The following is a 26,121-nucleotide window of genomic DNA, read 5'->3' on the forward strand; positions in this document are numbered from 1 at the left end:
GCACGCGCTGGCGTACCCACAGGGTGGTAATGTCCCCTTGCTCCCACAGGGGTGAAACAGCGGGGAGCACAGCGCTCGGCGGCTCGGCTGCCCCCACTTGGCGAGCCGGCCTTCCGGACGGGCCCCGGGGCCCAGCAGCCAGGCAACCTGGCGGGGCCCGCAAAGCACCACGGGCCCGGAGAGGAACATCCTCCCGGGCCCGCGCGTGAGACGGTGTCGTCTGGATTACGAGAGCAGCGTCGAGGCGAAGCGCTGCGCGGTCAGCTCCGCCGCGTTGCCCAGGCCCAGCTTGCTCAGGCCGCCGGCGCCGGCGCCCTTCACGAAGTCGCCGAGGATGTCGGTGAACTTGCCCTTGCCCGTGGCGAGGTTCAGCGCGCCGCTGAGCAGGCTGTTGCCGCCCGCGCCATCCAGGAGGCCGGAGCCGCCGAAGGCGCCCAGGGCGTTCTTCAGCACGCCGCCGCCCGGGATGAGGCTCGTCGCCGCGCCGAGCAGCGACTGGAGGGGGTTCTTGCCCTGCATCAGGTCGCCGGCCAGGCCCAGCGCCAGACCCGCGATCGGATTGACCGCAGCGATGAACGGCTTGACGACGTCGATGACCTTGCCGAGAGCCTTGCCGATGCCACCCATGGTTGATGTCCTTTTCGTGGAGAGCCGCCGTGCGGCCCTCAAGTGAGGCTTACAAAAGGATTATCGCACCCACCCCTGATCGGTTGCTTCCCGGGATTAAAATCCCATTTCTTCCGCCAAGTCCCCGGAACTCAGGGACTTGGCGCGGGGGGGGCCCTCAGGACTGGGGGGGCTTCTTCTGAACCGTGGAAGGATCCACCGGCGTGCCCTGCTGGTCGTTGGCCGTGCCGAGCGCCGACTGGTAGCGCTCGAGGGTGCGATCTTCGCTGAAGCCGTCGCGCATCTGCGCGGGGCTGATGACGATTTCTCCGCTGATGACCTTCTCCAGGTGGGTCTGAATCTCCGCCACCGTGGGGATGGAGGGGTCCTGCGCCTTGAGGGCCTCGTCCGGGACGATCTGAATCTGGGGCGGCTTCTGGGGGTGGAGCGCGTAGTCGAGGATCTTCTCCACGTAGGCCTCCACCGGCAGCTGCAGCAGCCGGGCCTGCTCCTTCACGTCCTTGTCGGCCAGCAGCTCGGCGCGGACCACCTCCACCGGGCGCCGGAGCTTCTTGCCATCGGGCGTGCTGTTTGCGTCGTGATCGGCCATCGAAGTTCTCCCAGGGAGCCCAGCGCCTTGGCTGGGGCGAAGGGCCATGTCCGGCCCAAGCTGGACGGTATAGGTAGCCCAGTCTTCCCAGAACTCAAAGGGCTGGCGCGCGCTTGGGCAGCTCGATGATGAGCTCGGCGAACTCCCCCTCCTGGGATTCCATGCGGATATGGCCCTGGTGCCCGCCCACGACGATGTCATGGCTGAGCGAGAGCCCCAGCCCCGTGCCCTCGCCGGCCGGCTTGGTGGTGAAGAAGGGGTTGAACACGTTGCCCAGCAGGTGCTTGGGAATCCCCGTGCCGTTGTCCCGGAGCCGCACCTCCACGAAGTCCCCCTGGCTCCGGGTGCGCACGGCCAGCCGCGGCGAGAACGCCGCGCCCAGGACGCTCTTCTTGCGGCGCAGCGCATAGCAGGCGTTGTCCACGGCGTTGATGAACACCCGGCTGAGCTCCGGGACGACCATGTCCACCTCCGTCACCTCGGGGTCATACTCCGCCTGGATGTCCACCTCGAAGCCGGGCGTCTTGGCGCGAAAGCCCAGGTAGCCGTGGTCCACGCTCTCGGCGAGCACGGCGTTCAGGTGCGCGGAGGCGCGCCGGCCCGACAGCTCGCGCGTGTGCAACAGCATGCCGTTGATGATGTGGTTGGCGCGCCGGCCGTGCTCGCGAATCTTCGTCACGTTCTGCTGGAGGTGCCCGAGCACCTCGTCCTGCTCCTGGCGGATGGCGGGGGTGGGCGGGGAGGCCATGGCCTTGGACAGCTCCTGGGTGAACTCCAGGGCCAGCTCCGCGAAGTTGTTGATGAAGTTGAGGGGGTTCTTCAGCTCGTGGGCGATGCCCGCGGTGAGCGTGCCCAGCGAGGCCAGCTTCTCCTGGGCCACGAGCTGCTTCTGCGTGTCGCGCAGGTGCCGCATGGCCCGGCCCAGCTCCTCGTTCTTCGACTGCAGCTCGCGCGTGCGCGCCTCCACGCGCTGCTCAAGCGTGTGGCTGTACTCCTCCATCTGCGCGAAGAGCAGCGCGTTCTGGAGCGACAGCGAGGCCTGCGCCGAGAGCAGGCGCAGCACCTCCAGCCGCCCCTCGGTGAAGGCGCCCACCACGTGGTTGTTCTCCAGGTAGAGCAGGGCCACCAGCTTGCCCTGGCTGATGAGCGGCGCGCAGAGCACGGAGCGCAGGCGGTGCGCGGCCACGTAGGGGTCCTGCGTGAACAGCCCCTCGGCCGAGGCGTTGTCCAGCACGAGGCTCTCGCGCGTGCGCGCCACGAAGTGAACGATGGCCGGGGACAGCAGCGCGCTGCCCTCCACGGGCGAGGAGAGCCGGGCCGCGGACGCCGAGCCTACCGCCTGCTCGGCCTCGATGACGAGCGTGCCCCCGCGCACCAGGATGAGCAGCCCGCGCTGCGCCCCCGCGTTCTCCAGGACGATGCGCATCAGGCGCTCGAGCAGGGGGTCCAGGAGAATCTCCCCCGAGATGGCCTGCGCGGCCTTGATGACGGTGGCCAGGTCGAGCAGATCCCCCCCGCCGCTGGAGGAGGTGCTCGTCAGGGGGTTGTGGACCCGGGGCAGGGCCCGGCTCCGGGCGAAGGCCACGGGGTAGCGCTTCTCCAGGTCGGCCACCTTGGCCTCGGCCCCCCAGCGGCGGTAGGCCCCCGCGGCCTCCAGGAGGCTGTCCCGGGCCAGCCGGTCCCGGCCGATGGACAGCAGGAACTCCGCGGCGAGCTCGTGGCACAGGGCCTCTTCGTTCACGAAGCCCTGCTTCCGGGCCTCCGCCGCGGACTCCTCGTAGAGCTGCATCGCGCTCAGCCGGTCTCCCCTCACCCGCGCCCGCTCCGCCTCCACGAGCAGGTAGCGGTGCAGCGAGTTCACCGGCGCATGCTCCGCCCAGTGCTTCGTGCGCGCCTGGTTCTTCTCGACCTGGGCCAGGAAGCGCGCCTGGTCCGCCTCGGACGCGCCGCCATGCGCCGAGAGCAGCGCCAGCGACTGGTAGAAATGGAAGAGCAGGTAGGGGAACTGGCCCACCAGCGTCGTCACATGCGGCTCCGCCACCTCCGACAGGGCGGCCGCGCGCGCCCGGTCCCGGAAGAAGTACGCCAGCAGGCCCTGCTTCAGGTAGAGCAAGGACAGGCCCCACCCCGAGCCCGACGCTTCGAGATCCACCCGCTCCCGCGCCTCATCGAAGGACTCCCCCACCAGCCGCGTGGTCTCCCGGGAGCGGCCCATCAGGTTGAGCAGGGTCTGCCGGAGGGTGCGCAGGATGTAGGCGCCCGCCGTGAGCTTCCGGGCCGTCATCAGCTGCAGGGAGCGCTCGGTCTGCTGCAGCACCTCGTCGAGCGGAAGGCCCGCGTAGAACTGATGCAGGGAGAAGAAGCTGGCCGAGTACGCCAGGAACTCCATGTCCCCGGTCTCCAGCCCCGCCTCGATGGCCACCTGCAGCGGCGGCAGCGTGTCGCGCAGGTGCCGCTTCCAATGCAGGATGGTGATGGAGGTGATGAGGTACACCTTGCACTTGAGCCGCCGCAGGTTCGTCCGCTCCTGCAGCGCCAGGACCAGGTCCGCGAGCTCGCTGGCCCGGGCCATGTCGTCCAGGATGGACGATTGGATGACCCCGTAATCCACATAGAACGAGGGGGCCTCCGGCGCATTGCCATGCAGCAGGCACAGCTTCAGCATCTCCATGGAGACGGTCAGCGCGGAGAGCGCGTTCTGCGAGTACAGCGCAGAGATCATCGTCATGGAGAGCTGACAGAGCGCCAGCCACCGGGGCTCCGTCATCGGCGGCAGGTTCAACAGCTCGTCCTGGCTGCGGCCTTCGAGGAGCGCCTGGACCGGGGCGAGTCGCTCCAGCAGCACCGGCAGGTCCACGTTCCGGGGCAGCTCCAGGCCCAGCAGGGACATGGCCTGGTACCCATCCTCGATGGTCCGGTGAATCTCACTGCGCATCACGCAGGAGGCCATGCGGACCTCGTACACCCGTGCCTTCTCCACCGGATCCCGGACCCGCTCGAGCAGCAGCTCCGAGAGCTCATCCCCCCGTTCGAGACGGCTGTTGGCGTACTCCGTCTCCATGGCCTCCATGAAGAGGTCGCGGCACAGGGCGTAGTGCCGGGTCCAGGCATCCTCGGGGAGGAGCGAACGGCCCACCGAGAAGTAGCGCAGGGCGGGCTCGAACGCGGCCGAGGCCTTGGCCTTGCGGCCCGCCAGGAGGTTGAGCCGCGCCAGCTCGCACCGCTCCGCCTCGCCCGTCACCAGGGACAGGCCCAGGTTGAGCTGGTGGACCCGCTCGATGAGGTGCTCCTCCCACTGCTCGGGCGCCTCGCGGGCCAGCAGCATCCGGGCCACGCGCAGGTGCAGCGCCGCCCGGTCCTCCGGGGAGATGAGGGAGTAGGCGGCCTGCTGCACGCGGTCGTGAAAGAACCGGTAGGCGCGCTCCTCGCTGTCCAGGGGCAGGATGAGGTCCTCCGCGATGGCCGGCGCCAGCCGCGCTTCCACCTCCCCGGGGGCACACCCGAGCACGATGGCCAGGGAGCGGAGCGGGAACCGGTTGCCCAGGCAGGCGGCCAGCTCCAGCACCTGCCGCGTCGGCCCCGGCAGCCGCTGAAGCTTGGAGGTCATCAGCGCGACGACGTTGTCGGTCAGCCCCCGCGCCCGGATGGCCTCCAGGTCCCACGTCCACGCGTCCTCGCCCGGGGCCAGGCCGATGAGCCCATCCTCGTACAACGCCCGCAGCAGCTGCCCGATGAAGAGGGGATTGCCCCCGGAGCGGTCCCAGAGCAGCCGGGCCAGCGGCTCCGTGCGCCCGGCCGCGCCGTGGAACGTGTCCGTGACGAGCTGCTCCACGTGCGCGAGCTCCAGGGGGCCCATGCGGAGCACGGTGATGTGCGCGCCCGCCTCCTCCAGGGACTTCTGCATCCCGCGCAGCGGGTGCGCGGGGCCCACCTCGTCCTCGCGGTAGGCCCCCACGATGAGCAGGTGCCGGAGCCCCGACTCCGTCAGGAGCATCTGGATGAACTGGAGCGAGGGGTGGTCCGCCCACTGCAAGTCATCCAGGAAGAGGGCCAGCGGGTGCTGCTCCGAGACGAGGGCGCCCACGAAGCGCTGGAAGACGAGGTTGAAGCGCAGGGGGGCTTCCTGGGAGGACAGCTCCGGCACGGGCGGCTGCGGACCGATGACCCGCGCGAGCAGGGGCAGCACATCGACAATCACCTGGCCGTTCTCGCCCAGGGCCTCGGTGAGCCGCTGCCGCCAGCGGCCCAGCTCCGCCTCGCTCGTCGTCAGGAGCCGGCGGACGAAGTCGGAGAACGCCTGGAGCAAGGGGGCATAGGGCACGTCCCGCTGCAGCTGCTCGAACTTGCCCGGCAGGAAGTGAATGCCCCGCTCCAGGGCGGGCCCCTGCATCTCGTGGACGAGCATGCTCTTGCCCATGCCGGACTCCCCGCTCACCAGCACCAGCCCGGCCTGGCCCCGCGCCCCCCGGTCCAGGGCCCGCATGAGCCCCTCCACCTGCACCTCCCGCCCGTAGAGCTTCTGGGGAAGCTGGAACCCGGGGGCGCAGTCGTACTGGCCCGGCAGGAAGTGTTCCAGGCCCAGTCCGGGCGCCTGGGCGTGGGCCCTCCAGGCCTCCAGGCACACCTCCAGGTCCCGCTTCAGCCCGAGCGCGCTCTGGTAGCGGTCCTCCGCCGTCTTGGCGAGCAGCTTCATCACCACCTCCGAGACGGGAAGCGGGACGGCGGGCTCCACCTCCCGGGGCGGCAGCGGCCGCTGGGCGATGTGGAGGTGGACGAGCTCCACCGTGTCCACGGAGGCGAAGGGGACGCGCCCCGTCAGCATCTCGTAGAGCGTCACCCCCAGGGAGTAGAGGTCCGAGCGGTGGTCGATGACGCGGTTCATCCGCCCGGTCTGCTCGGGCGAGATGTAGCGCACCGTGCCTTCCAGGTGGTGGGGATGCAGCAGGCTCGGGGTCTCCCGGATCTGCACCGAGGCCAGCCCGAAGTCGATGAGCCGCGGCTCCCGCCGAAGCGGCTCGAGGACGATGTTGGAGGGGTTGACGTCCTTGTGGAGCACGCCCAGCCGGTGAACCGCGGCGAGCGCGGCGGCCAGCCCGATGCCCCACTGGAGCGCTTCCTCCAGGGACAACCGGCGCTCTTCCAGGAGGGCCCGCAGCGTGAGGGCCTCGGAGTCCTCCATCACGATGGCCCAGCTGTTGCCCACGGGCTCCAGCCCGAGCACCACCACGGCCCCCGCGCCCGAGACCTTGCGGCCAATCTCGTACTCGCGCTTGAAGCGGGTGACATCCTCCAGGCTGGGGTACTCCTCCCCCAAGAGCTTGAGCACCACCGGGGCCCCATCCGCGAGGCGGCGAGCCCGGTACACCAGGGTGCGCGTGCTTCGGTGGATCTGGGCCTTGAGCTCGTACCCGGTGATGCCCCGCATGGCCGTCTCCTCAGAACACCCCACCCGCCGCAGGGCTTCGCGGCAACGGCGGAGCGCAATGGTATCAGGACCCCCGAGGCGATTAGCGCGGGGTGGCAGGCGCCTTCTTCGCGGCGGCCTTCTTGGCCCCGGCAGGCACCTCGCCCTTCAGCAGGGCAAGCACCTCCTGGACGTGGCCCGCCACCTTCACCTTCGGCCAGACGTGCTTCACCTGGCCCTGGGGATCAATGAGGAAGGTGGTCCGGGTGATGCCCATGTACGTGCGGCCGTAGTTGGTCTTCTCGCCCCAGACGCCATAGGCCTCGGAGGCCGTGTGCTCCGTGTCCGCCAGCAGCGGAAACGGCAGGTTGAACTTGGCGGCGAACTTCTGGTGCCGCGCGGTGCTGTCCGGCGACACGCCCAGCACCACCGCGCCCGCCTTCTGGAGCGCGGAGGACTCATCGCGGAAGTCACAGGCCTCCGTGGTGCAGCCGGGGGTGTCGTCCTTCGGGTAGAAGTAGAGGACGACGTGCTTGCCCGCGAACTGGGCGAGCGACACGGTGTTGCCGTTCTGATCCGGGAGCTGGAACCCCGGGGCCGCGCTACCTGCTTGGGGAATGGGCATGCTGCCCGTGGTAATCCCGGGCCTGCGGGCGCGCAAGCACTACTTTCCAGGTCGCCTCCCGGAGGAAAGACCTGTCAATGCCCCTCCGGGCCGTGTGCGCCAGCCTCCTCGCCAGGCGGGTGGGACGTCGCCTCGAGCCGGACCCGCTTCGCCTGACACTCCGTGAGGGCCTTGCGCACCTCCTCGCGCTTCTCCCCCTCCGTCACGCCCAGCTCCTGGGCCAGTTGCGCACAGGCGGCACGCTGGGCCTCCAGCGCGTCCAGGCCCGGCCCCGGGGCCGCGGGCGTGGCCAACGGCCGGGGCGGCAAAGAGCCCCGGAGGGAGCGGATGGCCGCGATCCGCTGCTCCGCCTCTTTGCGGCCCTTGGAGTCCTGGGGCACGGCCTCGAAGGCGGCCATCACCGCATCGTACGCCGGGTCCCGGGGGTGCACCCCGCGCTGGACGAGGTCCGCGTACTGGGCCTCGGCCTTCTGGAGCTGCCCGGCGCCCGTGTCACACCCGGGCCCCAGGAGCACGCCCGGCAGGACCACCGCGACCAGCAAGAGACGACGGAAAGTGGAAGACATGACGCGCTCCTATGCTGGCCATGCAGACCGGGGAAGACTAGGGTCGCCCACGTGCCTCCCATTCTCTTCGCATTCATTGTCGGTCTGGGCCAGGGCCTGCTCCATGCCGTGGGGCCTGACCACTGCGCCGCCATGGCCACGCTCGGAACCCTGGAGGGCGGCCGGCGCCGCGCCGCGGTCATGACCGCCGTGCGGTTCGCCTGTGGGCACGCCGCCATGCTCGGTGGGGTGGCTGCCGTCTGCCTGCTTGCGGGTGTGGGCCTGTCCGAAGCCTTCGAGCGCTGGGCGGAGGTGTTCGGCGGGGTGGTGCTGGTGGCGCTGGCCGTCACCGCCCTGCTGTTCCCCAACAGCCTGAACCACGGCCACCCGCACCTGCCGAGCCACACGCACGAGCCCCATGTCCACATCCACCGGCACATGAGCACCGCGGCGGGCGCCCTCATGGCCGTCAGCGGCGTGCGCTCGCTGCTGCTCGCCCTGCCCCCGCTGCTCATGGGCGGCAGCATGAGCCTGGCGGCGTGGACGTACCTGCCCGGCTTTGCCCTGGGCATCCTCATTGGCATGGGCGCGGTGGGCCTGCTGTTCGCCGAGGGCATCTCCCGGCTGGGCGCCCGGCTCGTAGCCGGGCTGCAGCGCGCCGTCGCGGTGGGCTCGGGAGCGCTGGGGCTGTTCTGGATCACCTCCCGGCTCTGAGCCGGGGCTACGTCTGGCGATCCAGGACGCCCAGGGACGTCATCGCCACGAGGAAGCCGTAGACGACGTGCTCGGGGCGGTTGGCATACGCCAGCAGCTCCGCCACCGTCCGGTGGCCGTCCACGCGCGGCAGCAGCTCCGCCTCCCAGCGCTCCAGCTCCACCTCGTTGAGCTGATAGGAGGGCGCCACGGCCGGCACGAGCCGGTCCTCCGGCTGGAGCAGCCGCCGCAGGCGCTCGGGCTTGTAGAGCTTCTTCACGCCCCGGACGATGAGGTTGGCCGGGTGGAGCTCCAGCTTGATGGACTCCGTGGCCGCCTTCTCCATGAAGGACATGACGTAGGTGCCCTCGTCCCAGGAGAAGAGGGAGTAGATGATGGCCTTGACTTGCTGCCCCACGTAGTAGAGCCGCTCGGTGTCCTTGAGCAGGCCCCGCTCCACGAGCACATCCCCCGTGCGGCGCTGGCTCTGCGTGGCCACCACGGTGGCGTCCTGGAGCTGCTCGGGGCGGATCTTCCCCACGCGCACCAGGAACTGGCCGAACCGGTCCGCCAGCAGGTTGGACAGGGCGAACACCGGGGTGCCGCGCTCGAAGTACACCACCTTCTTCACCTTGCCGCGCTGCACGCCCAGCTCCCCCGTCTCCTTCGACAGGTAGAAGGCGGTGATGAGCGCGGGCAGGTTGTCCTTGAACTCGCCCCGGCGCGGGCCCGAGCCCCCTCCGCCCACGGGAACCGGGGTGGCGGGCCTGCCGGGAACGGGGGGCCGCACCACCGTGGCGGGCGCCTTCTGCAGGGGGTTGGCGGTGAGGTTCGCGCCGCGAATCTCCGCCGAGAGGTTGCCCCCGCCCGTCACCTTGATGCGGCCGGTGAGCTCCATGGCGTCCTGGGGCCCCTCCTCCTCCACATCGATGTCCAGCTCCACCTCGAAGGCATCCTGGAGCGAGGCGGCCGGGGGCGCCTTCTTCTCCGGGGGCACCAGCTTGGCCACGGCCTCCAGCAGCTTCTGCGCCTCGAAGGGCTTCTCGAAGTAGCCGGCCGCCGCGTACTTCTGCCGCGCCTCGATGGCGTGCTTGCCGCCCTTGAAGACGCCGGTGATGAAGAGCAACGGCAGCTGCGGCTGCTCGCGCCGCAGCGTGTCCGCCAGGTGGTAGCCCATCATGTCGGGCAGCAGGATGTCGAGCACCGCGGCCGCGGGCGGATTCGCCCGGGCGCTTTCGATGGCTTGCTTGCCCTTGCTGGCGCCGCTCACCTCGTATCCCGCGTCCTCGAACAGCTGGGTGAGGAGAGAGAGAAGCTCTGTGTTGTCATCCACAACGAGAATTCGCGGCGCCATCGGGGCCCGTAACCTAGCAAAAGCGGGCGACAGGATCAGGAAACTGTTGGTTCCCCCAAGAGGTGGAGGGTGCATCCGCCCCGCGAGGCGGGGTAGGTTCCCTCCCCCGTGATTCGCTTCTTCCCACGTCCTGGCCCGTGGCTGCTCCTGTGGTGTCTGGGCCTTGCCCTGCCAGGGTTGGGCCATGCCCAGGACGGGGGGCGGGACGATGGTGGGAGGGATGGAGGCGAAGTCGCACCCGCGCCGGATGCCTCCGTGGGCGAGGGCGGGGCGGACCGGGACAACCCCGAGGGTGAGGATGGGGTGGGCCGGGTCCCCCTCACCTGCCACCGCAGCAGTGACTGCTCGCCCCGCTTCAGCTGCCAGGGGGGCCGGTGCCAGTACACCGGCATTCGCGAGGCGGAACGGGTGGGGTGCCTGCTGGGGCCCGAGGCAGCGGTGGGGTTGATGGGACTGGGGTTGGCGGCGCTCTGGCGCCGGAAGGGGTAGACGCGGATGCAGCTGGGCTTCAAGGCAGACAACCTGCTGGAGCGTGTGGCGGACTGGCTCAACCTGGCCCCGCGGCCGGTGGTGCAGTCCTTCTTCGGGATGATGGCCGCGCGCACGCTCATGGCGGGGGTGCGGTTGGGGGTGTACGGGGCGCTGGCGGAGGGGCCCACCACGGCGGAGGCCCTGGCCGAGCGGCTGAAGCTGTCCCCGGCGGGGACGCGGGCGCTGCTGGAGGCGCTGGTGTCCTGCGAGGCGGTGACGCGCAAGCGGGGCCGCTACCAGCTGGATGCCCGCTCCAAGCGCTGGTTGGATCCGCGCTCTCCCCGGTACATGGGCGGCTTCCTGGAGTTCAACTACGCCCAGTGGGACTGGTGGGGGCAGCTGGAGAACGTGGTGCGCAGCGGGCAGCCGGTGGAGATCCACGGGTTTGATCCCGAGGACCGGCGCTGGCGCGACTACATCCACGGCATGCACCAGCTGGCGCTGCTGTCGGCCCCGGAGGTGGCCGCGGCCATTCCCCTGCCCCGGGGCGCCCGGCACATCCTGGACCTGGGCGGGGCACACGGCTGGTTCTCCGCGGAGCTGTGCCAGCGCCACCGGGGGCTGAAGGCCACGGTGTTGGATTTGGAGGGCAGCGTGCGCGTGGGGCGGGAGATCATCGCCGCCGCGGGCCTGTCCCACGTGGTGGGGCACCAGGAGGGCAACCTGCTCACCGCCGAGCTGGGGGGCCCGTATGACGCGGTGCTCGTCTTCCAGGTGATGCACCACCTGACGCCCGCCCAGAACGTGGCGCTGCTGCGCCGGGTGCGCTCGGCGCTCAGCCCCCGGGGCACGCTGGCCGTGCTGGAGTACCTGAGCGAGGACGCCGAGGCGCCCCCCAGCTCCGCGGCCCTCATCGGCCTGCACTACTTCCTCACCTCGCGCGCCACGGCCTACTCGCCGGCCGAGATGGAGGGGTTCCTCAGCGACGCGGGCTTCCACATCACCAAGACCCAGGCGGTGCGCCACCTGCCGCTGCAGACGCTCATCCTCGCCCGGCCGGAGTAACGGCATCCGGGCGCCGCCCCGGCGGGCGGCAGGGGTTTGCCGGGCCCCTCCCCCGCCCTCCGCTGTATTACCTTCCCGCCCCGTGCAGAAGTCCTCTCCCATCGAGTCGCTCCCCGCCTCCGAGCCGCCCCTGGCCGTCGATCTGGACGGGACGCTGGTGCGCACGGACACGCTGCACGAGAGCCTCCTGGTGCTGCTCAAGCAGAACCCGCTGCTCCTCGTGCTGGCGGCCGTGTGGATGCTCCGGGGCAAGGCCTTCTTCAAGGCGCAGGTGGGCCGGCGGGTGCGCCTGGATGCCTCGCGCCTGCCCTACAGCGAACCGCTGCTCGCCTACCTCCGGGAGGAGCGGGGCCGGGGCCGGCGGCTGGTGCTGGCCACCGCGGCGGACCAGAGCATCGCCCACGCCGTGGCCGCGCACCTGGGCCTCTTCTCCGAGGTGTACGCCAGCGACGGAACGGTGAACCTCTCGGGCGCGCACAAGCTGGCGCGGCTGAAGCAGGCGCACGCCGAGTTCGACTACGCCGGGGATGGCGAGGTGGACCTCACGCTGTGGCGCGAGGCGCGCCGGGCGCTGGTGGTGCACGGCGCGCCGGGGCTGGAGCGCCGGGTGCGGGCGCTGGGCCGGGGCGAGGTGCGCGTCTTCGAGCGCCCCCGCGTGGGGCCGCGCGCCTGGGTGAAGGCGCTGCGCGTGCACCAGTGGGCCAAGAACATCCTCGTCTTCGTGCCCATGCTGGCGGCCCACCAAGGGCTCAACGCCGGGGTGCTGCTCCAGGCGGCGCTGGGCTTCGCGGCCTTCAGCCTGTGCGCCTCCAGCGTCTACATGCTGAACGACTTGCTGGACCTGGATGCGGACCGCCAGCACCCCACCAAGCGCCTGCGCCCCTTCGCCTCGGGGGACTTGCCCGTGCAGACGGGGGCGATGCTCGCGCCGGTGCTCCTCGTGGCCGGCTTTGGCGTGGCCGCGCTCCTGCCCCCCGCCTTCGCGGCGCTGCTGGCCACCTACTACGGGGTGACGCTCGCCTACTCCCTGTACCTCAAGCAGGTGATGGTGCTGGATGTGCTGGTGCTGGCGAGCCTCTACACGGTGCGCATCTTCGGCGGCTCGCTGGCGGTGGGCATCCCCACGTCGAGCTGGCTCTTCACCTTCTCCATGTTCCTGTTCCTGTCCCTGGCGCTGGTGAAGCGGCTGTCCGAGGTGCGGCGGCTGCGGCTGTCCAACGCGGAGGCCGCGCCGGGCCGGGGCTACCTGGCCAGCGACTATGAGCAGCTCTCCAGCCTGGGCGTGGCCTCGGGCTACATCGCCGTGCTGGTGCTGGCGCTGTACATCACCAGCAAGGAAGTCACGGTGCTCTACCGGTTCCACGAGCGGCTGTGGCTGCTCTGCCCGGTCATGCTGTACTGGGTGAGCCGGGTGTGGCTGCTGGCCCACCGGGGGCTCGTGAACGAGGATCCGCTCGTCTTTGCGCTGCGGGACAAGGTGAGTTACGCGGTGGGGCTGGTGGCGGCGCTGGTGGTGCTGGCGGCCACTTGAGAAGGCGGCGATGACCAAAGAGCTTCAGTCCTGGGGACGCTTTCCGCTCGCCACGCGGCAGACCGCGCACGCCCTGGCCTGGCAGACGGACCGGCTCCCCGCCACGGGGGCCTCGCTGCTGCCCTACGGGCAGGGGCGCAGCTACGGCGACTCGTGCCTCAACGAGGACGGCACGCTGCTCACCACGCACGCGCTGGACCGGCTGCTGGGCTTCGACATCGCCACGGGCGTGGTGCGCTGCGAGGCGGGCACCACGCTGGAGACGTTGCTGAAGCTGGCGGTGCCCCGGGGCTACTTTCTGCCCGTCACCCCGGGCACCAAGTTCGTCAGCGTCGGCGGGGCCATCGCCAACGATGTGCACGGCAAGAACCACCACCGCTCGGGCACCTTCGGGCGGCACGTGCGCCGCTTCGAGCTGCTGCGCTCGGATGGCAGCCGCCGGGTGTGCTCGCCGGAGGAGAACGCGGACTGGTACGAGGCCACCGTCGGCGGCCTGGGGCTCACTGGCGTCATCCTCTGGGCCGACGTGCAGATGCGCCCCATCCACAACCCGTTCGTCCTCACCGAGACGGTGCCGATGGCGAACCTCGACGGCTTCTTCGAGATCTCCCGCCAGTCGGAACAGGACTACGAGTTCACCGTGGCCTGGGTGGACAGCCTGGCGCGGGGGCGCCGGATGGGACGGGGCCTCTTCTTCCGGGGCAACTTCGCCCCGCCGCGCTTCGATGGGCTGCCCCTGGTGAAGAGCCACCTGAGCCACGGCTCGGCGCTGGCGGTGCCCTTTCACCTGCCCGGCTTCAGCCTCAACTGGCTCTCGGTGGCCGCCTTCAACTTCCTCTATTACCGGGCAAACCTCCTGCGCCGGGGGCCGCGCCTCCAGCACTACGATCCCTTCTTCTACCCGCTGGACACCATCCACCACTGGAACCGGGGCTACGGACGGCGGGGCTTCTTCCAGTTCCAGTGCGTGCTGCCCTTCTCCACCGGGCGTGATGCGCTGCGGGCCATCCTGGAGCGCAGCGCCCGGGAGGTGCCCAGCCCGCTCACCGTGCTGAAGACGTTTGGACACATGCCCTCCCCCGGGTGGCTGTCCTTCCCCCGGCCCGGGGTGACGCTGGCGCTGGACTTCGCCAACCGGGGCGAGCGGACGCTGAAGCTCGTGGCGGAGCTGGACGGCATCACCCGCCAGGCGGGCGGCGCGGTATACCCGGCCAAGGACGCGGGCATGAGCCCCGAGAACTTCGCCGCCTACTTTCCCCAGCTCGAGCGCTTCAAGCGCTACGTCGATCCCGCCTTCTCCTCGTCCTTCTGGCGGCGCATGAATCCGTAGGAACCCACCATGAAGAAGGTCCTCATCCTCGGCGCCACGAGCGCCATCGCCCAGGCCACGGTGCGGCTGCTCGCCGCGCGGGGCGCCGCGCTGTACCTCGTGGGCCGCAACGCCGCCAACCTCGATGCCGTGGCGAAGGACGCGGCCACCCGCGGCGCCTCCCAGGTTGAACAGGAGGCCGTGGACCTGGACGACACGGCCGCGCACGAGGCCCTGGTGGAGCGCGCATTCCAGGCGCTGGGCGGGCTGGATGGCGCGCTCATCGCCCACGGGGTGCTCGGCGAGCAGAAGGCCTGCGAGCGCGCCTGGGCGGACGCGCAGAAGGTGCTGCACACCAACTTCCTGAGCGCCGCCTCGTTGCTGACGGTGCTGGGCAACCGCTTCGAGGCCCAGAAGGCCGGCACGCTGGTGGTCCTCTCCTCGGTGGCCGGAGACCGGGGCCGGCAGAGCAACTACGTGTACGGCGCCTCCAAGGGCGCCCTCACGGTCTTCCTGCAGGGGCTGCGCAACCGGCTGGCGCCCGCCGGGGTGGCGGTGGTGACGGTGAAGCCCGGCTTCGTCGACACGCCCATGACGGCGCACGTGGCGAAGAACAAGCTGTTCGCCTCGCCCGAGCAGGTGGCCCGCGGCATCCTCCGCGCGGCGGACGGGCGGAAGGACGAAGTCTATGTCCCGGGCTTCTGGGCCCTCATCATGCTCATCATCCGCACCATCCCCGAAGGGGTCTTCAAGCGGATGAAGCTGTAGCCCGGGTTCACCCCTCGGTCTCCAGCCCCACCTGGCTGCACAGCGAGGCCAGCACCGCCATGAGCTCCATGGGCTCGACGGGCTTGGGGCAGTGGCTCTGGAAGCCGGCGAGCAGGGCCCGCGTCCGGTCCTCCATCCGCGCGTACGCGGTGAGGGCCACCGCGGGCGTCCGTCCCCCCTCCTCCCGGTCCAGGGCGCGCACCTTGCGGATGAAGGAGTAGCCATCCTCGCCCGGCATGCCGATGTCGGAGACGAGGGCATCGGGCCGGTGCTCCCGGAGCAGCGCCAGCCCCTGGGCCGCGGACGACGCACACGTCACGCGCGCACGGCAGCCCTCGAGCAGGGTCCGCAGCATCTCGCGCGTGTCCTCCTCATCGTCCACCACGAGCACATGCAGCCCGCTCAGCTCCGGGGGACACGCCGGCGGCTCCCGTAGGGGCGCCTCGCGCGGGGCAAGGGGGGGCGCCACGTCCTTGCGCACTGCCATCAGCAGCGGCAGCCGCACGGTGAAGGCCGCCCCCTGTCCCTCGCCCTCGCTCTGGGCGGACACCGTACCGCCGTGCATCTCCACCAGGTTCCGCACGATGGACAGCCCCAGCCCCAGGCCGCCGTACTGGCGGGAGGTGCCCCCTTCGGCCTGGCGGAAGCGCTCGAAGACATGGGGCAGGAACGCGGGCGGAATCCCCGCGCCCGTGTCGGTCACCGTGACTTCCACCGAGGCGTCCTGGCGCTCCACCATCACCTGGACGCGGCCCCCCTTGGAGGTGAACTTCACCGCGTTGCTCAGCAGGTTCCACACCACCTGCTGCAGCCGGTGCGCGTCCCCCAGCACGCTGCCCGTGGCGTCCAGGGCCGCTTGCAGGTGAATGCCCTTGGCGTCCGCGGCGGGCCGCACGCTCTCCAGCGCCTGCTCGACGATGGCGGTCATCTCCACCGTCTCCACCTCCAGCTTGAGCTTGCCGGACATGATGCGGCTGACATCCAGCAGGTCCTCGATGAGCTGCGCCTGGGCCCGGGCATTGCGCTCCACGGTCTCCAGGGCGCGCTGGCGCTTGTGGTCCGGCAGGCTCCCGGTGCGCAGCATCTGCACCCAGCCCAGCATGGCGGTCAGCGGTGTGCGGAGCTCGTGGGAGACGGTGGCCAGGAACTCGTCCTTGAGCTGGTTGGCGCGCTCGGAGTCCGCCCGGGCCGCCTTCTCCCGTTCGAGCAGCGCCGCGCGCTCGGCCTCCTGGCGCTTCGCCTGGGTGATGTCCCGCGTGACGGTGGCGATGCCCTGCAAGGCGCCCGTCTGGGGGTGCCGCAGGGTGAACAGGGTGAAATACGTGGGCACCGCCTGGCCCGTCTGGAAGTGGCGGAAGCGGTACTCGCCCTCCCAGCGCCCCTCCCGCAGCATGACGGGCAGGAGGGTGTTCTCGCCAAAGGGCCGGTCCTCGTCCGTGAAGTAGTCGAGGATGCGCGTGCCCCGGGCGGCCTCCAGGCTCCCCAGGCCCACCATCTTCAGGCCGGCCTCGTTGACGAACAGCATGCGGCCTTCCGTGTCCGCGATGCCGACGAAGTCACTGGAGCGCTCGACGACGTGCACCAGCTTCTGGCGCTCCTCCTCGGCGCGCCGCTGCGCGGTGACGTCGGCGACGAAGCCCTCCATCGCCAGCAACTGGCCCTCCGCGGAGAAGATGCCCCGGCCCCGGTCCCACACCCACCGCTCCTCGCCGGCCCGCGTCCGGATGCGGTAGCTCAGGGTGAAGGGCTCGCGGGCGCCGATCGCCGCCTCCATCCCGGCGGCCACGCCGCCCACATCGTCGGGGTGCACCAGGCTGCCCCAGGAGACGCCCCAGGCCTGGAAGTCCTCGAAGTCATAGCCGGTGAGCGGCCCGCCCCCTTCGCTGGCGTAGGCCAGGCGCCAGGGCGGCTCATGGGAGCGGCGGTAGGCCATGCCGGGCAGGTTGCCCATGAGGGTCTCCAGGGTGCGCTCGCTCTCGCGCGCCTGGGCCTCGGCCTTCTCCATGCGAAGCAAGGCCTCGCGGAGGTTGTCCTCGTGGCGCAGCCGCTCGATGCCCAGGGCCATGCTGTCGGCCGCGAGCCGCAGCACATCGAGCACATCCGGGGTCAACGGCTCCCGGCCGAAGATGGCCACCACGCCCACCAGCCGCTCATCCAGCAGCAGCGGCGTCCCGGCCAGGGAGACCAGGTTCTCCTGCGGGGCCCATTCCAGCACGCCCAGGGAGGGCTCGCCCGCGAGGACATTGGTGAGGAACGGGGCCCGGTCCTGGGCAATGCGCCCCACCGGGGAGTCCCCGAGCGGAACCCGTTCCTGAAGCCCCTCGGGAGGAATGAGCAGGCCTGAGCTGGCCTGGAGCTGCAAGGCGTGGGTGGACTCGTCGAGCAGCCAGATGCCCGCGAAGGCCGCGCCCAGGTGCCACACGAGCCCCTCGGCGCACCCGTGCAGCATGTCGTGCAGGGTGCGGCTCTGGGTGAGCACCAGCCCCACGTCCGCCATCAGCCGGCCGTGATGGATGTGGCGGACCCGCTCCGCCTCGGCCGCCTTGCGCTCGGTGATGTCGCTGAGGGTGACGATCGTCTGAAAGCCCGTGCCCTCGGCGGGAACGGCCAAGGTCAGGAGGACGTGGATGCGCCTGCCCCGGAGCGTCTGCATCACCGCTTCGGCCTTGAAGTGCGTGCGCCCCTCGGACAGGGCAACGAGCTCCTCGACGACCGACGGCAAGGTCTCGGGCAGGAAGATGCGCGGCAGGGCGCCGAGCACCTCGGCCTTGTCGCGGGCTTCGAACAGGCGCACCGTGGCGTCGTTGACATCCAGCACGCGCACGAGCCGCACGGCCTGCTGAACGAAGTCCGGGTGGGCCTCGCAGAAGGCGCGCACGTCCGTGCCCCCTTCGGTCCGCAGCTTCGCCAGCAGCGCGGAGACCTGAGAGAGATCCTCCACCCAGACGGACAGCGCGGCGCCGAGCAGGAACGGGTGCGGAAGTCCCCCGGAATGCAGCGGTTCCTGTCCCTCGCGGGCGCTGAACTCGCGGGTCACCACACAGACATGGCCGCTCTGGGTGCGGAAGAGCCGGCTGCCCACGCCGCGCTGCCAGGGCACGCTCTGACGCTCCAGGGACTCGGGGATTCCCCCTTGAGCCACCCGAAGGAAGGCCTGATGGAAGGGCTGCCCCACTTCCTGAGGGAACAGCGTCCAGAGGCTCTGGCCGAGCAGCTCCACACAAGGCTTGCCCAGCAGACGCTCGTGCAACTCGTTGAGGTAAAGGATGTGCCCCTCGGCATCGAACGCCGCGATGCCCTCCTCCATCCCGTCCAGCAATTCCGGCAAGATGAGCACCGCAGACCCGTACCAGAGTCCGATGGTCACCTCGACCAAAGGCTCGCCTTTCTACGTGTTTTGAACATGGCGGGGTGCTCCCATGCCTACTTCACCGCGAACCCCAGGAGGCGCTCGAACACCCTGGGCGAGCGGCCAAGCCAGCGCACCACGGGCGCGCGCAGGCGGGGACGCCGCGCGAGCACCAGCAGCGCCCGGGCCATCCACGCGTACTTGCGGAAGGCGCGCTGGAAGGTGCGCTCGTAGGGCTGCAACGCTTCACGCGAGGCCCCCTTCACCAGCGCCTCCGGCAAGAGCTGCCCCAGCGCCTCCGCACAGGTGAAGGCCAGGGAGAGCCCCTCGCCCGTTACCGCATCCACGTAGCCCGCCGCATCCCCCACCAGGGCGAAGCGGTCCGCCACGCGCGCCCGCGCCGAGCGCTCCAGCGGCCCCGCCCCGCGCACCTTCGAATCTGGCTCCGCCGCGCCCAGCCTCGCGTGGAGGGCGGGAAAGCGGGCGAGCAGCTCCTCGAAGGACACATGCTCCAGCGCGCCGTTCTCCCACAGAAACGCGAGTCCGACCCGCTGCGCCCCCGCGGGCGTCACATAGGCCTCCACGCCCGAGGCGAAGTGCACCTCCACGAAGGGCGTCCACGGGGCCACCTTGAAGTGCTGCCGCATCCCGAAGCGCTGGGGCCCCCTGACCGTCCCTTCCAAGCCTTCCGCGCGCCGCAAGGGCGAGCCCAGCCCATCCGCCCCCACGAGGAACCGGGCCTCGATTCGCCCCTCGGAGGTCTCCAGCTCCATGCCCGTGCCGGTGCGCCGGTGGCCCTGCACCACGGTCCGCTCCCGAAGCTCCACCCCCACCGCGCGGGCCCGCTCGCCCAGCGCGGAGGCCAGCGCCACGCGCCGCACGCCCAGCCCTCCCGGCGCCGGCAACACCCCCTCCGCCGTGCTGCCATCCTCCTGCACGTAGCGGATGCCCACGAAGGGCGAACACCCCTGCCCGTCCAGCAACACCCGGGCCCCCAGCCGCTCCAGCACCTCCAGCCCCGCGGGCATCAGCCCCTCGCCACAGGCCTTGTCCACGGGCAGCGCGCCCCGCTCCACCACCACCGTGGACAGCCCTCGCTGGGCCGCGGTGATGGCCACCGCCAGCCCCGCGGGGCCGCCCCCGGCGATGGCGACATCGTACGGCTTCATCCCTCCCGCCCCGTCCGGGCCAGCGCCCATGCGCCCTTGGCCATCTCCACCATGAGGCTCACCGGCCCTGCCCTCTTCGGCGCCACCAGCTCCCCCGCGAGGAACTGCCGCAGCGCATCGCTCCGGCGCAGCTTGCCGCTGGAAGTGCGCGGCAGGGTCCCCGGCGTCAACAGCCGCACCGTGTGCGGACGGATCCCCGTGCCCTGAACGATCGCCGCGCTCACCTGCTCCTCCACCGTCCCATCATTCTCCGCCGGGCCCGCGCGTTCGGCGAGGATGAGCAGCGCCTCGTCCTCACCGCCCGCGGGGGTGAAGCCCAGCGCCACCGCGCAGCCCACGCGCACCCCATCCACGGCCTGCATGCACTCCTCGAAGGCCTGAGGCGCATGGTTGGCCCCCCGGATGATCACCAGGTCCTTCGCCCGGCCGGTGAGGAACAGCTCGCCATCCGCCACGAACCCCAGGTCTCCCGTGTCCAACCACCCATCGGCCCCCAGGGCCCGCGCGGTGGCCTCGCCATCCCCGTGGTAGCCCTTCATCAACGAGGGCCCCCGCGCGTAGACGCGCCCCACGTGCAGCTCGGGCAGCGCGTGGCCCCGCTCATCGCGGACCGCCACCTCGAAGCCCGGCACCGGACTGCCCACGGACACCAGCTCCCGCTCCCCGCCCACCACCCGGCCCTCCCGCGCCAGCACGCCCGCGTCCACGCTCCGCGAGCGCAGCCCCCGGCCACCCGGCGGGAAGGTGACGGCCAGCGCCGCCTCGGACAGGCCATAGACGGGCCGCAGCGCCTCCGCGGAGAAGCCATGGGGGGCGAAGCGCGACACGAAGCGGCGAAGCGTCTCCGCGGAGACAGGCTCCGCGCCATTGAGCGCGTGCTTCCAGCCCGACAGGTCCACCCCCTGCAGCTCCTCGTCCTTCACCCGCTTGAGGCACAGGCCGTAGGCGAAGTTGGGCGCGGGCGAAACGAACCCCTTGTGCCGGGAGAGGGCGCGGAGCCACAGCGCGGGCCGCGCGAGGAAGACCTCGGGCGGCAACAGCACGAGGTTGCCCGGGTAATACAGCGCCGAGAGCAGACAGCCGATGAGGCCCATGTCGTGGTACAGCGGCAGCCAGGAGACGCCCACGGGCACCTCCCCCGGACGCGGAGGCAGGATGGCCTCGAGCGCGGCCACCTGCGCCATCAGGGCCGCATGGGTGAGGACCACCGGCTTGGGGGCCACCGTGGAGCCCGAGGAGAACTGGATGAGGCCCGGGGCCTGCGGGGACACGGCACGCACGGGCAGCGCCTCGCCGTGGGACACCTCCTCCACCGTCCGGCACCCGAACCTCGGGCGCGCCGCCTCCACCGAGGCGCCCAGGAGCAGCTTCAGCCGCGTCTCGGTGAGCACCAGCACCGCCTCCGAGACGCTCAGCATGCGCGCCGTGGCCCGGTGGTACTCCTCCATCCGCCCCAACCGCACGGGCGGGTAGAGCGGCACGGGCACCGCGCCGGCCAGCAGCACGCCAAAGAAGGCATCCATGAAGCCCGGAGAGGTCGGCAAGAGGATCGCCACGGTCTCCCCCGGCGCCACCCCCAGGCGCTGCAACCCCGCGGCCGTCTGCCGGGCCCGGCGGTACACCTCGGCCCACGGCATCGCCACCTCGCGCTCGGCGGCATCCACGAAGGTGAGCCCCAGCGCCGTGCGCGCCGTGGCCTCGAGCATCTCCGGCACGGTGGCGTACTTCACCGGGGGCAAGGCCGGGCCCTTCATGACCGGCCCCCCACCGAGGCATTCACCCGCGTGGCCACCAGCCGGGCCAGATCCGCCACGGTGTGCAGCCCCGCCGCGTCCTCCTCGGACAGCTTCACGCGGAAGCGGTTCTCCAGCCCCACCGCCATCACCGTCAGCCCCAGGCTGTCGAGCTGCAGGTCCTTCAGCAAGTCGTGGCCGGGCTCCACGGGGCCCTTCCACTCCAGCTCCTCGAGGGCGATGCGGCGGATCTCCCCCACGACTTCTTGTTCCAGCTCAACCACGGCGCACCTCTGGGATGAAGCGGGGATGGTGAACGAACGCCTGCGCATACACCTCGCCGAGTGCCTGCTCCTCGGCCCGGATGCGCACGTACAGCAGCGCGGCGTTGCCCAGGGTGAACACCACGGCCGTCCCCCAAGCACCGTGGATGAGCGGCACCGCGAGCAGCTCCAGCACCACCGCCACGTAGTTGGGATGGCGCAGGAAGCGGTACGGCCCCCCCGTCACCGGCGCCAGCCCCGGGATGACGATGATGCGCGAGTTCCACCGGTCCCCGAGCGTGGCGATGGCCCAGTAGCGCAGCGCCTGGGCCATCACCGCCGCCCCCAGCGCCCCCCACCCCAGCGCGCCTGGGAAGGGCCGGTTCAACAGAAAGACCTCCGCCAGGCACGACACGAGAAACAGCGAGTGGAACACCACCATCACCCGGTAGTGGCCCTGCCCGCGCTCGACTCCGCCCCGGGCGAAGGCGCGCGCGGCGTTGCGCTTCGAGAGCACCAGCTCGACGAGCCGCTCGGCGCCCAGCAGGCCCATGTAGCCCAGGAACACCGCCTGTGTGGGGCTCACCATCGCAGCAGCACCAGCTCCGAGCAGAAGCCCGGCCCCATCGCCATCACCACCCCCCAGTCGCCCTCCTGGGGCTCCTGGGACTCCAGCGTCTCGCCCAGCACGAAGAGCACCGACGCGGAGGAGAGGTTGCCCACCTCCTTCAAGGACGCCCACGAGCGCGCGATGGCCCCCGCGGGCAGCTCCAGGCTCTCCTCGAACGCCTGGAGCACCTTGGGCCCTCCGGTATGGGCCACCCAGTGCCGGATGTCCGCGCGGCGCAGCCGGTGCGCGGCGAGGAAGGCGTCCACGTTGCCGCGGATGTGCTCCTTCACGAGCTGGGGCACCTTCGCCGACAGCACCACCTTGAAGCCCGTGTCGACGATGTCCCAGCCCATGATGCGCTCGGTGTCCGGGTAGAGCACCGACTGGGAGGCCACCACGCGGGGCGCGCGCTGCCGCGCCGCCGCCTCGGCACCCTGCAGCACCACGCACGCGGCCCCATCCCCGAAGAGCCCCGAGGCAATGATGTTGGGAATGGACAGGTCCTCGCGCTGGAGCGTCAGCGAGCACAGCTCCACCGAGAGCACCACCGCGGTGTGGCCCGGAAAGGCGCGCAGGTAATCGGCCGCCCGGGCCAACCCCGCCGCGCCCGCCACGCACCCCAGCCCGAAGAGGGGGGTGCGCTTGACGTCGGAGCGGAACCCCAGCTGGTTGGCCAGCCGCACCTCGATGCTGGGCGTGGCCAGCCCCGTCACCGTCACGAAGAAGATGTGGTCGATGTCCCGGGGCCCCAGCCCCGCCTTCTCCAGCGCCTGGAGCACCACCTTCCCGCCCAGCTCCACCGCGCAGCGGATCCACGCGTCATTGCGCTGCTGGAAGGTGGTGAGCGCCGGGTACTCCGCCAGCGGAAGCGCCAGCGAGCGGCCCGAGACACTCACCGCACGGTGCAGGTCCTCCAGCCGCTCGAGGTTGAAGTGCTTCTGGGCCCACAGGGCGCGCAAGGAGCCGATGAGCTCCTCCTGGGAGGCGTAGTGCGGAGGGAGGCCCCGCCCGACCGCGCGGAGAAAGGGAATCGAGGCCTGAGCAGGAACACTGGACATGGGGCTTCCACGAAAGGGGGAACCGCTGACGCACAAGGACAACACCACCCGAGGCCCCGCGCCCCGGGGCGCCTCTCTCCGATGTCCTCAGGAAGACAGACGATTCGCCCGCGCTGTCCTCCTCCCAGGGAGGGCAAGGAGGCGCAGCGGCGCTCCGGCGAATCCGTTGACCCGGCCGGGGGTGACCGATAGATCTGAAACTCCGTGTCACGGAATATCCCCATTCCAGAGGAGGCACCCGCCAACGGTGTGTCGCGGCTTCTCCAGCTCATGTACACGCTGGGCCGCCGCCACTCGCTGAGAGACCCGATCGCGGGGCTCTGCGAGCGCTTCCAGTTCACGCCGCCCCAGGTCCACACCCTGCTGTGGCTGGGCCAGGACGGCGCGCTCACCATGGGGGAGCTGGCCCGGCGGCTGGGCATCACGGAGAAGACGGTGACGGGGGTCGTCGATCGCCTCGAGCGCGAGGGCCACCTTCAGCGCGAGCGCGTCAACGAGGACCGCCGCATCGTCCGCTGCCGCCTCACCACCGCCGGCCAGGAGACCTCCCAGCAACTGCACCTGCTGGTGAATGAAGCCCTGGCGAACCTGCTGGACATCCTGGATGGCACCGAGCGCAAGGCGCTCTTCCGCATCATCGAGAAGCTCATCCGGCGGCTGGATGCCTCCCCTCCTCCCAAGGAGGACGAGGCGCCGCCCGAGGACTCAACGTAAGGGGCTCCGGGCCAGCAGTACCCGGGGATGCGCCAGCAGCGCGAAGGCCTCCCGCACCGTCCAATAGAAGCGGTCCACGGCATCCAGGCGCCCGGCGAGGGGCGCGGGGCTGGTGGCCACCTCCCACCCCTGGAGCCGGAAGTACTGGCGCGCGCGCAGCAGGTGGTACGCATCGGAGACGACCACCACGCGCCCGGCCCCCAGCCGCCGGAGCACCTCGGCGCTGAAGCGCGCGTTCTGCGCCGTGGAGTGGCTCTGCTCCTCCAGGAGACAGGCCTCCGCGGGCACCCCGAGCCGCACCGCCAGCGCGCGCATGACCTGGGCCTCCGACGGAGGATGCAACCCGGTGCCCCCGGAGAACAGCAGCCGGGGCGCCAGGCCCTGCTGGTAGAGCGCCACCGCCTTCTCCACCCGGGCCTGCAACGCGCCCGAGGCAACGCCCCCTGCCAGCACCCGCGCCCCCAGCACCACCAGCACATCCGCCGGGACCGCGCCTTCCCGCCGGCCAAAGCGGCCCACGTGCCAGGCCAGCCCGAACACCCCGCACGTCACCGCCCCGCCCAGGACGAGGAGAAGGCGCCGCAGCGCACCCGCGCGCGCGCGGAGGGAAGAAGGCGTCATGCCCGCCCCAGGGTAGGCGCCCCCCGCCCGCCCCTCACGGGGATTCGCTTCCCGAGGCACAGGTAGGCCCACGGCCTACCCTGTCGCCCCATGTCGGGGAACCGGGTGCGCAAACTTTGCGGAGCGCAAACTTTGCGGCGTGCAGCCGGTGTCCACCGGCGAGCAGCCCAGGGCTCAAGCGCTGTGATTCCAGTGGCTTGCCGCCTTCACGGGCAAGGGCTGGTCTTTGCAATACTCGCGGCATCGCAGGAGGTGTGCCTTGCCGATTCATTCCCGAAGACGCGGTTTCACGTTGATCGAGGTCCTGACCGTCATCGCCATTCTCGGCGTTCTGGCGGCCATGGCCTCCACGGCCATTTACTACGGCATGGGCCGCGCGCGGATGAGCAACACCCTGTTCGACATCTCCGCGCTGATGTCGGTGGCCCAGCTTCGCGCCATCAGCCACGGCACGCCCCACTACGTCATCTTCCACCGCAACGAGCAGGGGCGCCTGCGCGCCTCGCTCGTCGAGCGGCCCACCGCCGATGACAGCGACATCGCCTGGGACAGCCTCGATCTGAGCAAGGGGCTCGGCGAGGCGCTGGCCTATAACGAGGGGGGCACCCCCAGGAACGCGCTCGAGCGCGACTTCATCACGCTCGCCTCGGGCTCGGGCCCCGACGAGGGCGGCATCAGCTTCCTGGATCCCGACGCCAAGAACATCGAGCTGCCGGCGCCGTTCTCCGCCATCAAGGCCACCACCGACGTCAACGCCTCGCCGCTCGATGAGCCCACCAACGAGCTGCGGGCCGGCTGCACCTTCTGCATCCTCGGCGGCGGCTCCGAGTACGGCGTCATCCGCTTCAACAGCGACGGCACGGTGACGATGCGCACGGGCCCCGAGATGGGGGGCCTCCTGTCCTTCATGAGCAACACCGCGGAGGGCAAGGACGTCGGCTACAAGCTGCTCGTCATCTCCGCGCCCGCCGGTGTCGTCCGGGTCTTCTAGCCATGCGAGCCTCTTCCATGCTCTCCGTCCGTTCCTCTCCCCGTGGCACCACCATCATCGAAGCGATGGCCGCCATGCTGGTCTTCACCGTCGGCATCCTCGGTGTGATGCAGATGAACGTGCTGGCCAGCGGCCAGAACACCCTGGCCCTCCACCAGACCACCGCCAACCGCATTGCCCGCGACCTGACGGACGCCTTCGAGCGTCTGCCCTATGATCACCCCGCCTTCCAGCCCAGTGGTCTCACCCCGGATGACATCGCCGACGACAAGATCGGCGACGGCGTGGGCTTCGATGACATCGAGGGCGGCCCGGGCCTCATCAACCTGCAGCAGGACATCATGGCCCCCGCGGGCATCCGGCCGATGCTCAGCGCCGCGGACGCCATCCAGACCGCCGAGGGCATGAGCCCCGCAGACGACAAGCCGTTCTACCAGGTCGCCTGGCGCTCGCTGCGCGTGCCCAACACGGGCTCGGTGGAGGCCGAGCGCGGCAAGCTGGACTCGCTCCGCATCCTCATCATGGTCCGCTTCCCCACCAGCAGCGGCTTCCGCCAGGTCAACTTCTGGACCATCAAGTACAACCCCGAGCTGGTCTGCGCCGGTACCTGCACGGCGTTGGAGATTTGAGCC

Annotated in this window: 22 protein-coding genes; 9 read left to right on the plus strand and 13 right to left on the minus strand. The window is 70.8% G+C overall.

The genetic code is table 11. The features are described from left to right. Positions 1–225: 225 nt before the first annotated feature. The 5 genes from KY661_RS11805 to KY661_RS11825 all read right to left on the minus strand — a co-directional run bounded on the left by KY661_RS11805 (position 226) and on the right by KY661_RS11825 (position 7,811). Positions 226–627: a hypothetical protein gene (locus KY661_RS11805; RefSeq protein ID WP_225410307.1), complete on the minus strand. Its 402-nt coding sequence runs from the start codon at positions 625–627 to the stop codon at positions 226–228. A gap of 157 nt (positions 628–784) precedes the next feature. Then, positions 785–1,216, minus strand: coding sequence for a hypothetical protein (locus tag KY661_RS11810; RefSeq protein WP_225410308.1), 432 nt, complete (start codon positions 1,214–1,216; stop codon positions 785–787). Between the two features lie 94 nt (positions 1,217–1,310). Next, the gene (locus KY661_RS11815; protein WP_225410309.1) at positions 1,311–6,641 is read right to left on the minus strand and encodes a trifunctional serine/threonine-protein kinase/ATP-binding protein/sensor histidine kinase; all 5,331 of its coding nucleotides are present in this window, start codon (positions 6,639–6,641) and stop codon (positions 1,311–1,313) included. 82 nt (positions 6,642–6,723) lie between these two features. Further along, on the minus strand, positions 6,724–7,245 hold the full coding sequence (bcp, locus tag KY661_RS11820; protein ID WP_225410310.1) for a thioredoxin-dependent thiol peroxidase: 522 nt from the start codon (positions 7,243–7,245) through the stop codon (positions 6,724–6,726). Between the two features lie 74 nt (positions 7,246–7,319). Then, a complete protein-coding gene (locus KY661_RS11825; RefSeq protein ID WP_225410311.1) occupies positions 7,320–7,811 on the minus strand; it encodes a hypothetical protein in 492 nt (163 codons plus the stop codon). Between the two features lie 51 nt (positions 7,812–7,862). Here KY661_RS11825 and KY661_RS11830 point away from each other — a divergent pair, with 51 nt between their 5' ends. Continuing rightward, entirely contained in the window at positions 7,863–8,504 is a 642-nt protein-coding gene (locus KY661_RS11830; protein WP_225410312.1) for a hypothetical protein, read from the plus strand. 7 nt (positions 8,505–8,511) lie between these two features. On the opposite strand, the gene KY661_RS11835 is transcribed toward KY661_RS11830, so the two are convergent. Next, positions 8,512–9,837: a response regulator gene (locus KY661_RS11835; RefSeq protein WP_225410313.1), complete on the minus strand. Its 1,326-nt coding sequence runs from the start codon at positions 9,835–9,837 to the stop codon at positions 8,512–8,514. 108 nt (positions 9,838–9,945) lie between these two features. On the opposite strand from KY661_RS11835, the gene KY661_RS11840 reads away from it, so the two are divergent. The 5 genes from KY661_RS11840 (at position 9,946) to KY661_RS11860 (ending at position 14,981) form a co-directional block, all read left to right on the plus strand. After that, positions 9,946–10,326 carry an MXAN_6627.5 family MYXO-CTERM protein gene (locus tag KY661_RS11840; RefSeq protein WP_225410314.1) on the plus strand — a complete coding sequence of 127 codons (381 nt, stop codon included), beginning with the start codon at positions 9,946–9,948 and terminating at the stop codon, positions 10,324–10,326. Between the two features lie 6 nt (positions 10,327–10,332). Beyond that, a complete protein-coding gene (locus KY661_RS11845; protein WP_225410315.1) occupies positions 10,333–11,373 on the plus strand; it encodes a methyltransferase in 1,041 nt (346 codons plus the stop codon). 82 nt (positions 11,374–11,455) lie between these two features. Beyond that, on the plus strand, positions 11,456–12,904 hold the full coding sequence (locus KY661_RS11850; RefSeq protein ID WP_225410316.1) for a UbiA family prenyltransferase: 1,449 nt from the start codon (positions 11,456–11,458) through the stop codon (positions 12,902–12,904). A gap of 10 nt (positions 12,905–12,914) precedes the next feature. After that, a complete protein-coding gene (locus tag KY661_RS11855; protein ID WP_225410317.1) occupies positions 12,915–14,234 on the plus strand; it encodes an FAD-binding oxidoreductase in 1,320 nt (439 codons plus the stop codon). 9 nt (positions 14,235–14,243) lie between these two features. Beyond that, the gene (locus KY661_RS11860; protein ID WP_225410318.1) at positions 14,244–14,981 is read left to right on the plus strand and encodes an SDR family oxidoreductase; all 738 of its coding nucleotides are present in this window, start codon (positions 14,244–14,246) and stop codon (positions 14,979–14,981) included. A gap of 7 nt (positions 14,982–14,988) precedes the next feature. On the opposite strand, the gene KY661_RS11865 is transcribed toward KY661_RS11860, so the two are convergent. From KY661_RS11865 to KY661_RS11890, 6 genes are read right to left on the minus strand one after another with little or no spacing between them, the layout of a single operon-like run. Continuing rightward, positions 14,989–18,348 (minus strand): ATP-binding protein, encoded by a 3,360-nt coding sequence (locus KY661_RS11865; RefSeq protein ID WP_225410319.1) that lies wholly within the window; start codon positions 18,346–18,348, stop codon positions 14,989–14,991. Between the two features lie 56 nt (positions 18,349–18,404). After that, complete coding sequence (locus KY661_RS11870) at positions 18,405–19,499, minus strand: NAD(P)/FAD-dependent oxidoreductase (RefSeq protein ID WP_225410320.1); 1,095 nt, start codon at positions 19,497–19,499, stop codon at positions 18,405–18,407. After that, complete coding sequence (locus KY661_RS11875) at positions 19,496–21,253, minus strand: fatty acyl-AMP ligase (protein WP_225410321.1); 1,758 nt, start codon at positions 21,251–21,253, stop codon at positions 19,496–19,498. The genes KY661_RS11870 and KY661_RS11875 overlap by 4 nt, the downstream gene beginning before the upstream one ends. Next, a complete protein-coding gene (locus tag KY661_RS11880; protein ID WP_225410322.1) occupies positions 21,250–21,516 on the minus strand; it encodes an acyl carrier protein in 267 nt (88 codons plus the stop codon). Before KY661_RS11880 ends, KY661_RS11875 begins: the two co-directional genes overlap by 4 nt. Next, positions 21,509–22,084, minus strand: coding sequence for an isoprenylcysteine carboxyl methyltransferase family protein (locus KY661_RS11885; RefSeq protein WP_225410323.1), 576 nt, complete (start codon positions 22,082–22,084; stop codon positions 21,509–21,511). Before KY661_RS11885 ends, KY661_RS11880 begins: the two co-directional genes overlap by 8 nt. Then, the gene (locus KY661_RS11890; protein ID WP_225410324.1) at positions 22,078–23,163 is read right to left on the minus strand and encodes a type III polyketide synthase; all 1,086 of its coding nucleotides are present in this window, start codon (positions 23,161–23,163) and stop codon (positions 22,078–22,080) included. The genes KY661_RS11885 and KY661_RS11890 overlap by 7 nt, the downstream gene beginning before the upstream one ends. A gap of 204 nt (positions 23,164–23,367) precedes the next feature. On the opposite strand from KY661_RS11890, the gene KY661_RS11895 reads away from it, so the two are divergent. Continuing rightward, on the plus strand, positions 23,368–23,877 hold the full coding sequence (locus KY661_RS11895) for a MarR family winged helix-turn-helix transcriptional regulator (RefSeq protein ID WP_075006388.1): 510 nt from the start codon (positions 23,368–23,370) through the stop codon (positions 23,875–23,877). On the opposite strand, the gene KY661_RS11900 is transcribed toward KY661_RS11895, so the two are convergent. After that, a complete protein-coding gene (locus KY661_RS11900) occupies positions 23,869–24,498 on the minus strand; it encodes a YdcF family protein (RefSeq protein ID WP_225410325.1) in 630 nt (209 codons plus the stop codon). The two genes, KY661_RS11895 and KY661_RS11900, sit on opposite strands and share 9 nt — an antisense overlap. A 259-nt stretch (positions 24,499–24,757) precedes the next feature. Between KY661_RS11900 and KY661_RS11905 the strand changes: the two genes are divergently transcribed. Together KY661_RS11905 and KY661_RS11910 are read left to right on the plus strand one after the other, a co-directional pair. Further along, a complete protein-coding gene (locus tag KY661_RS11905) occupies positions 24,758–25,489 on the plus strand; it encodes a prepilin-type N-terminal cleavage/methylation domain-containing protein (protein WP_143101387.1) in 732 nt (243 codons plus the stop codon). Positions 25,490–25,506: 17 nt separating this feature from the next. Next, positions 25,507–26,118 carry a type IV pilus modification PilV family protein gene (locus KY661_RS11910; protein ID WP_075006390.1) on the plus strand — a complete coding sequence of 204 codons (612 nt, stop codon included), beginning with the start codon at positions 25,507–25,509 and terminating at the stop codon, positions 26,116–26,118. Positions 26,119–26,121 lie beyond the last annotated feature (3 nt).

The sequence above is a fragment of the Allostigmatella hybrida genome (assembly GCF_020103775.1).
GTDB classification, from domain to species: domain Bacteria; phylum Myxococcota; class Myxococcia; order Myxococcales; family Myxococcaceae; genus Hyalangium; species Hyalangium aurantiaca.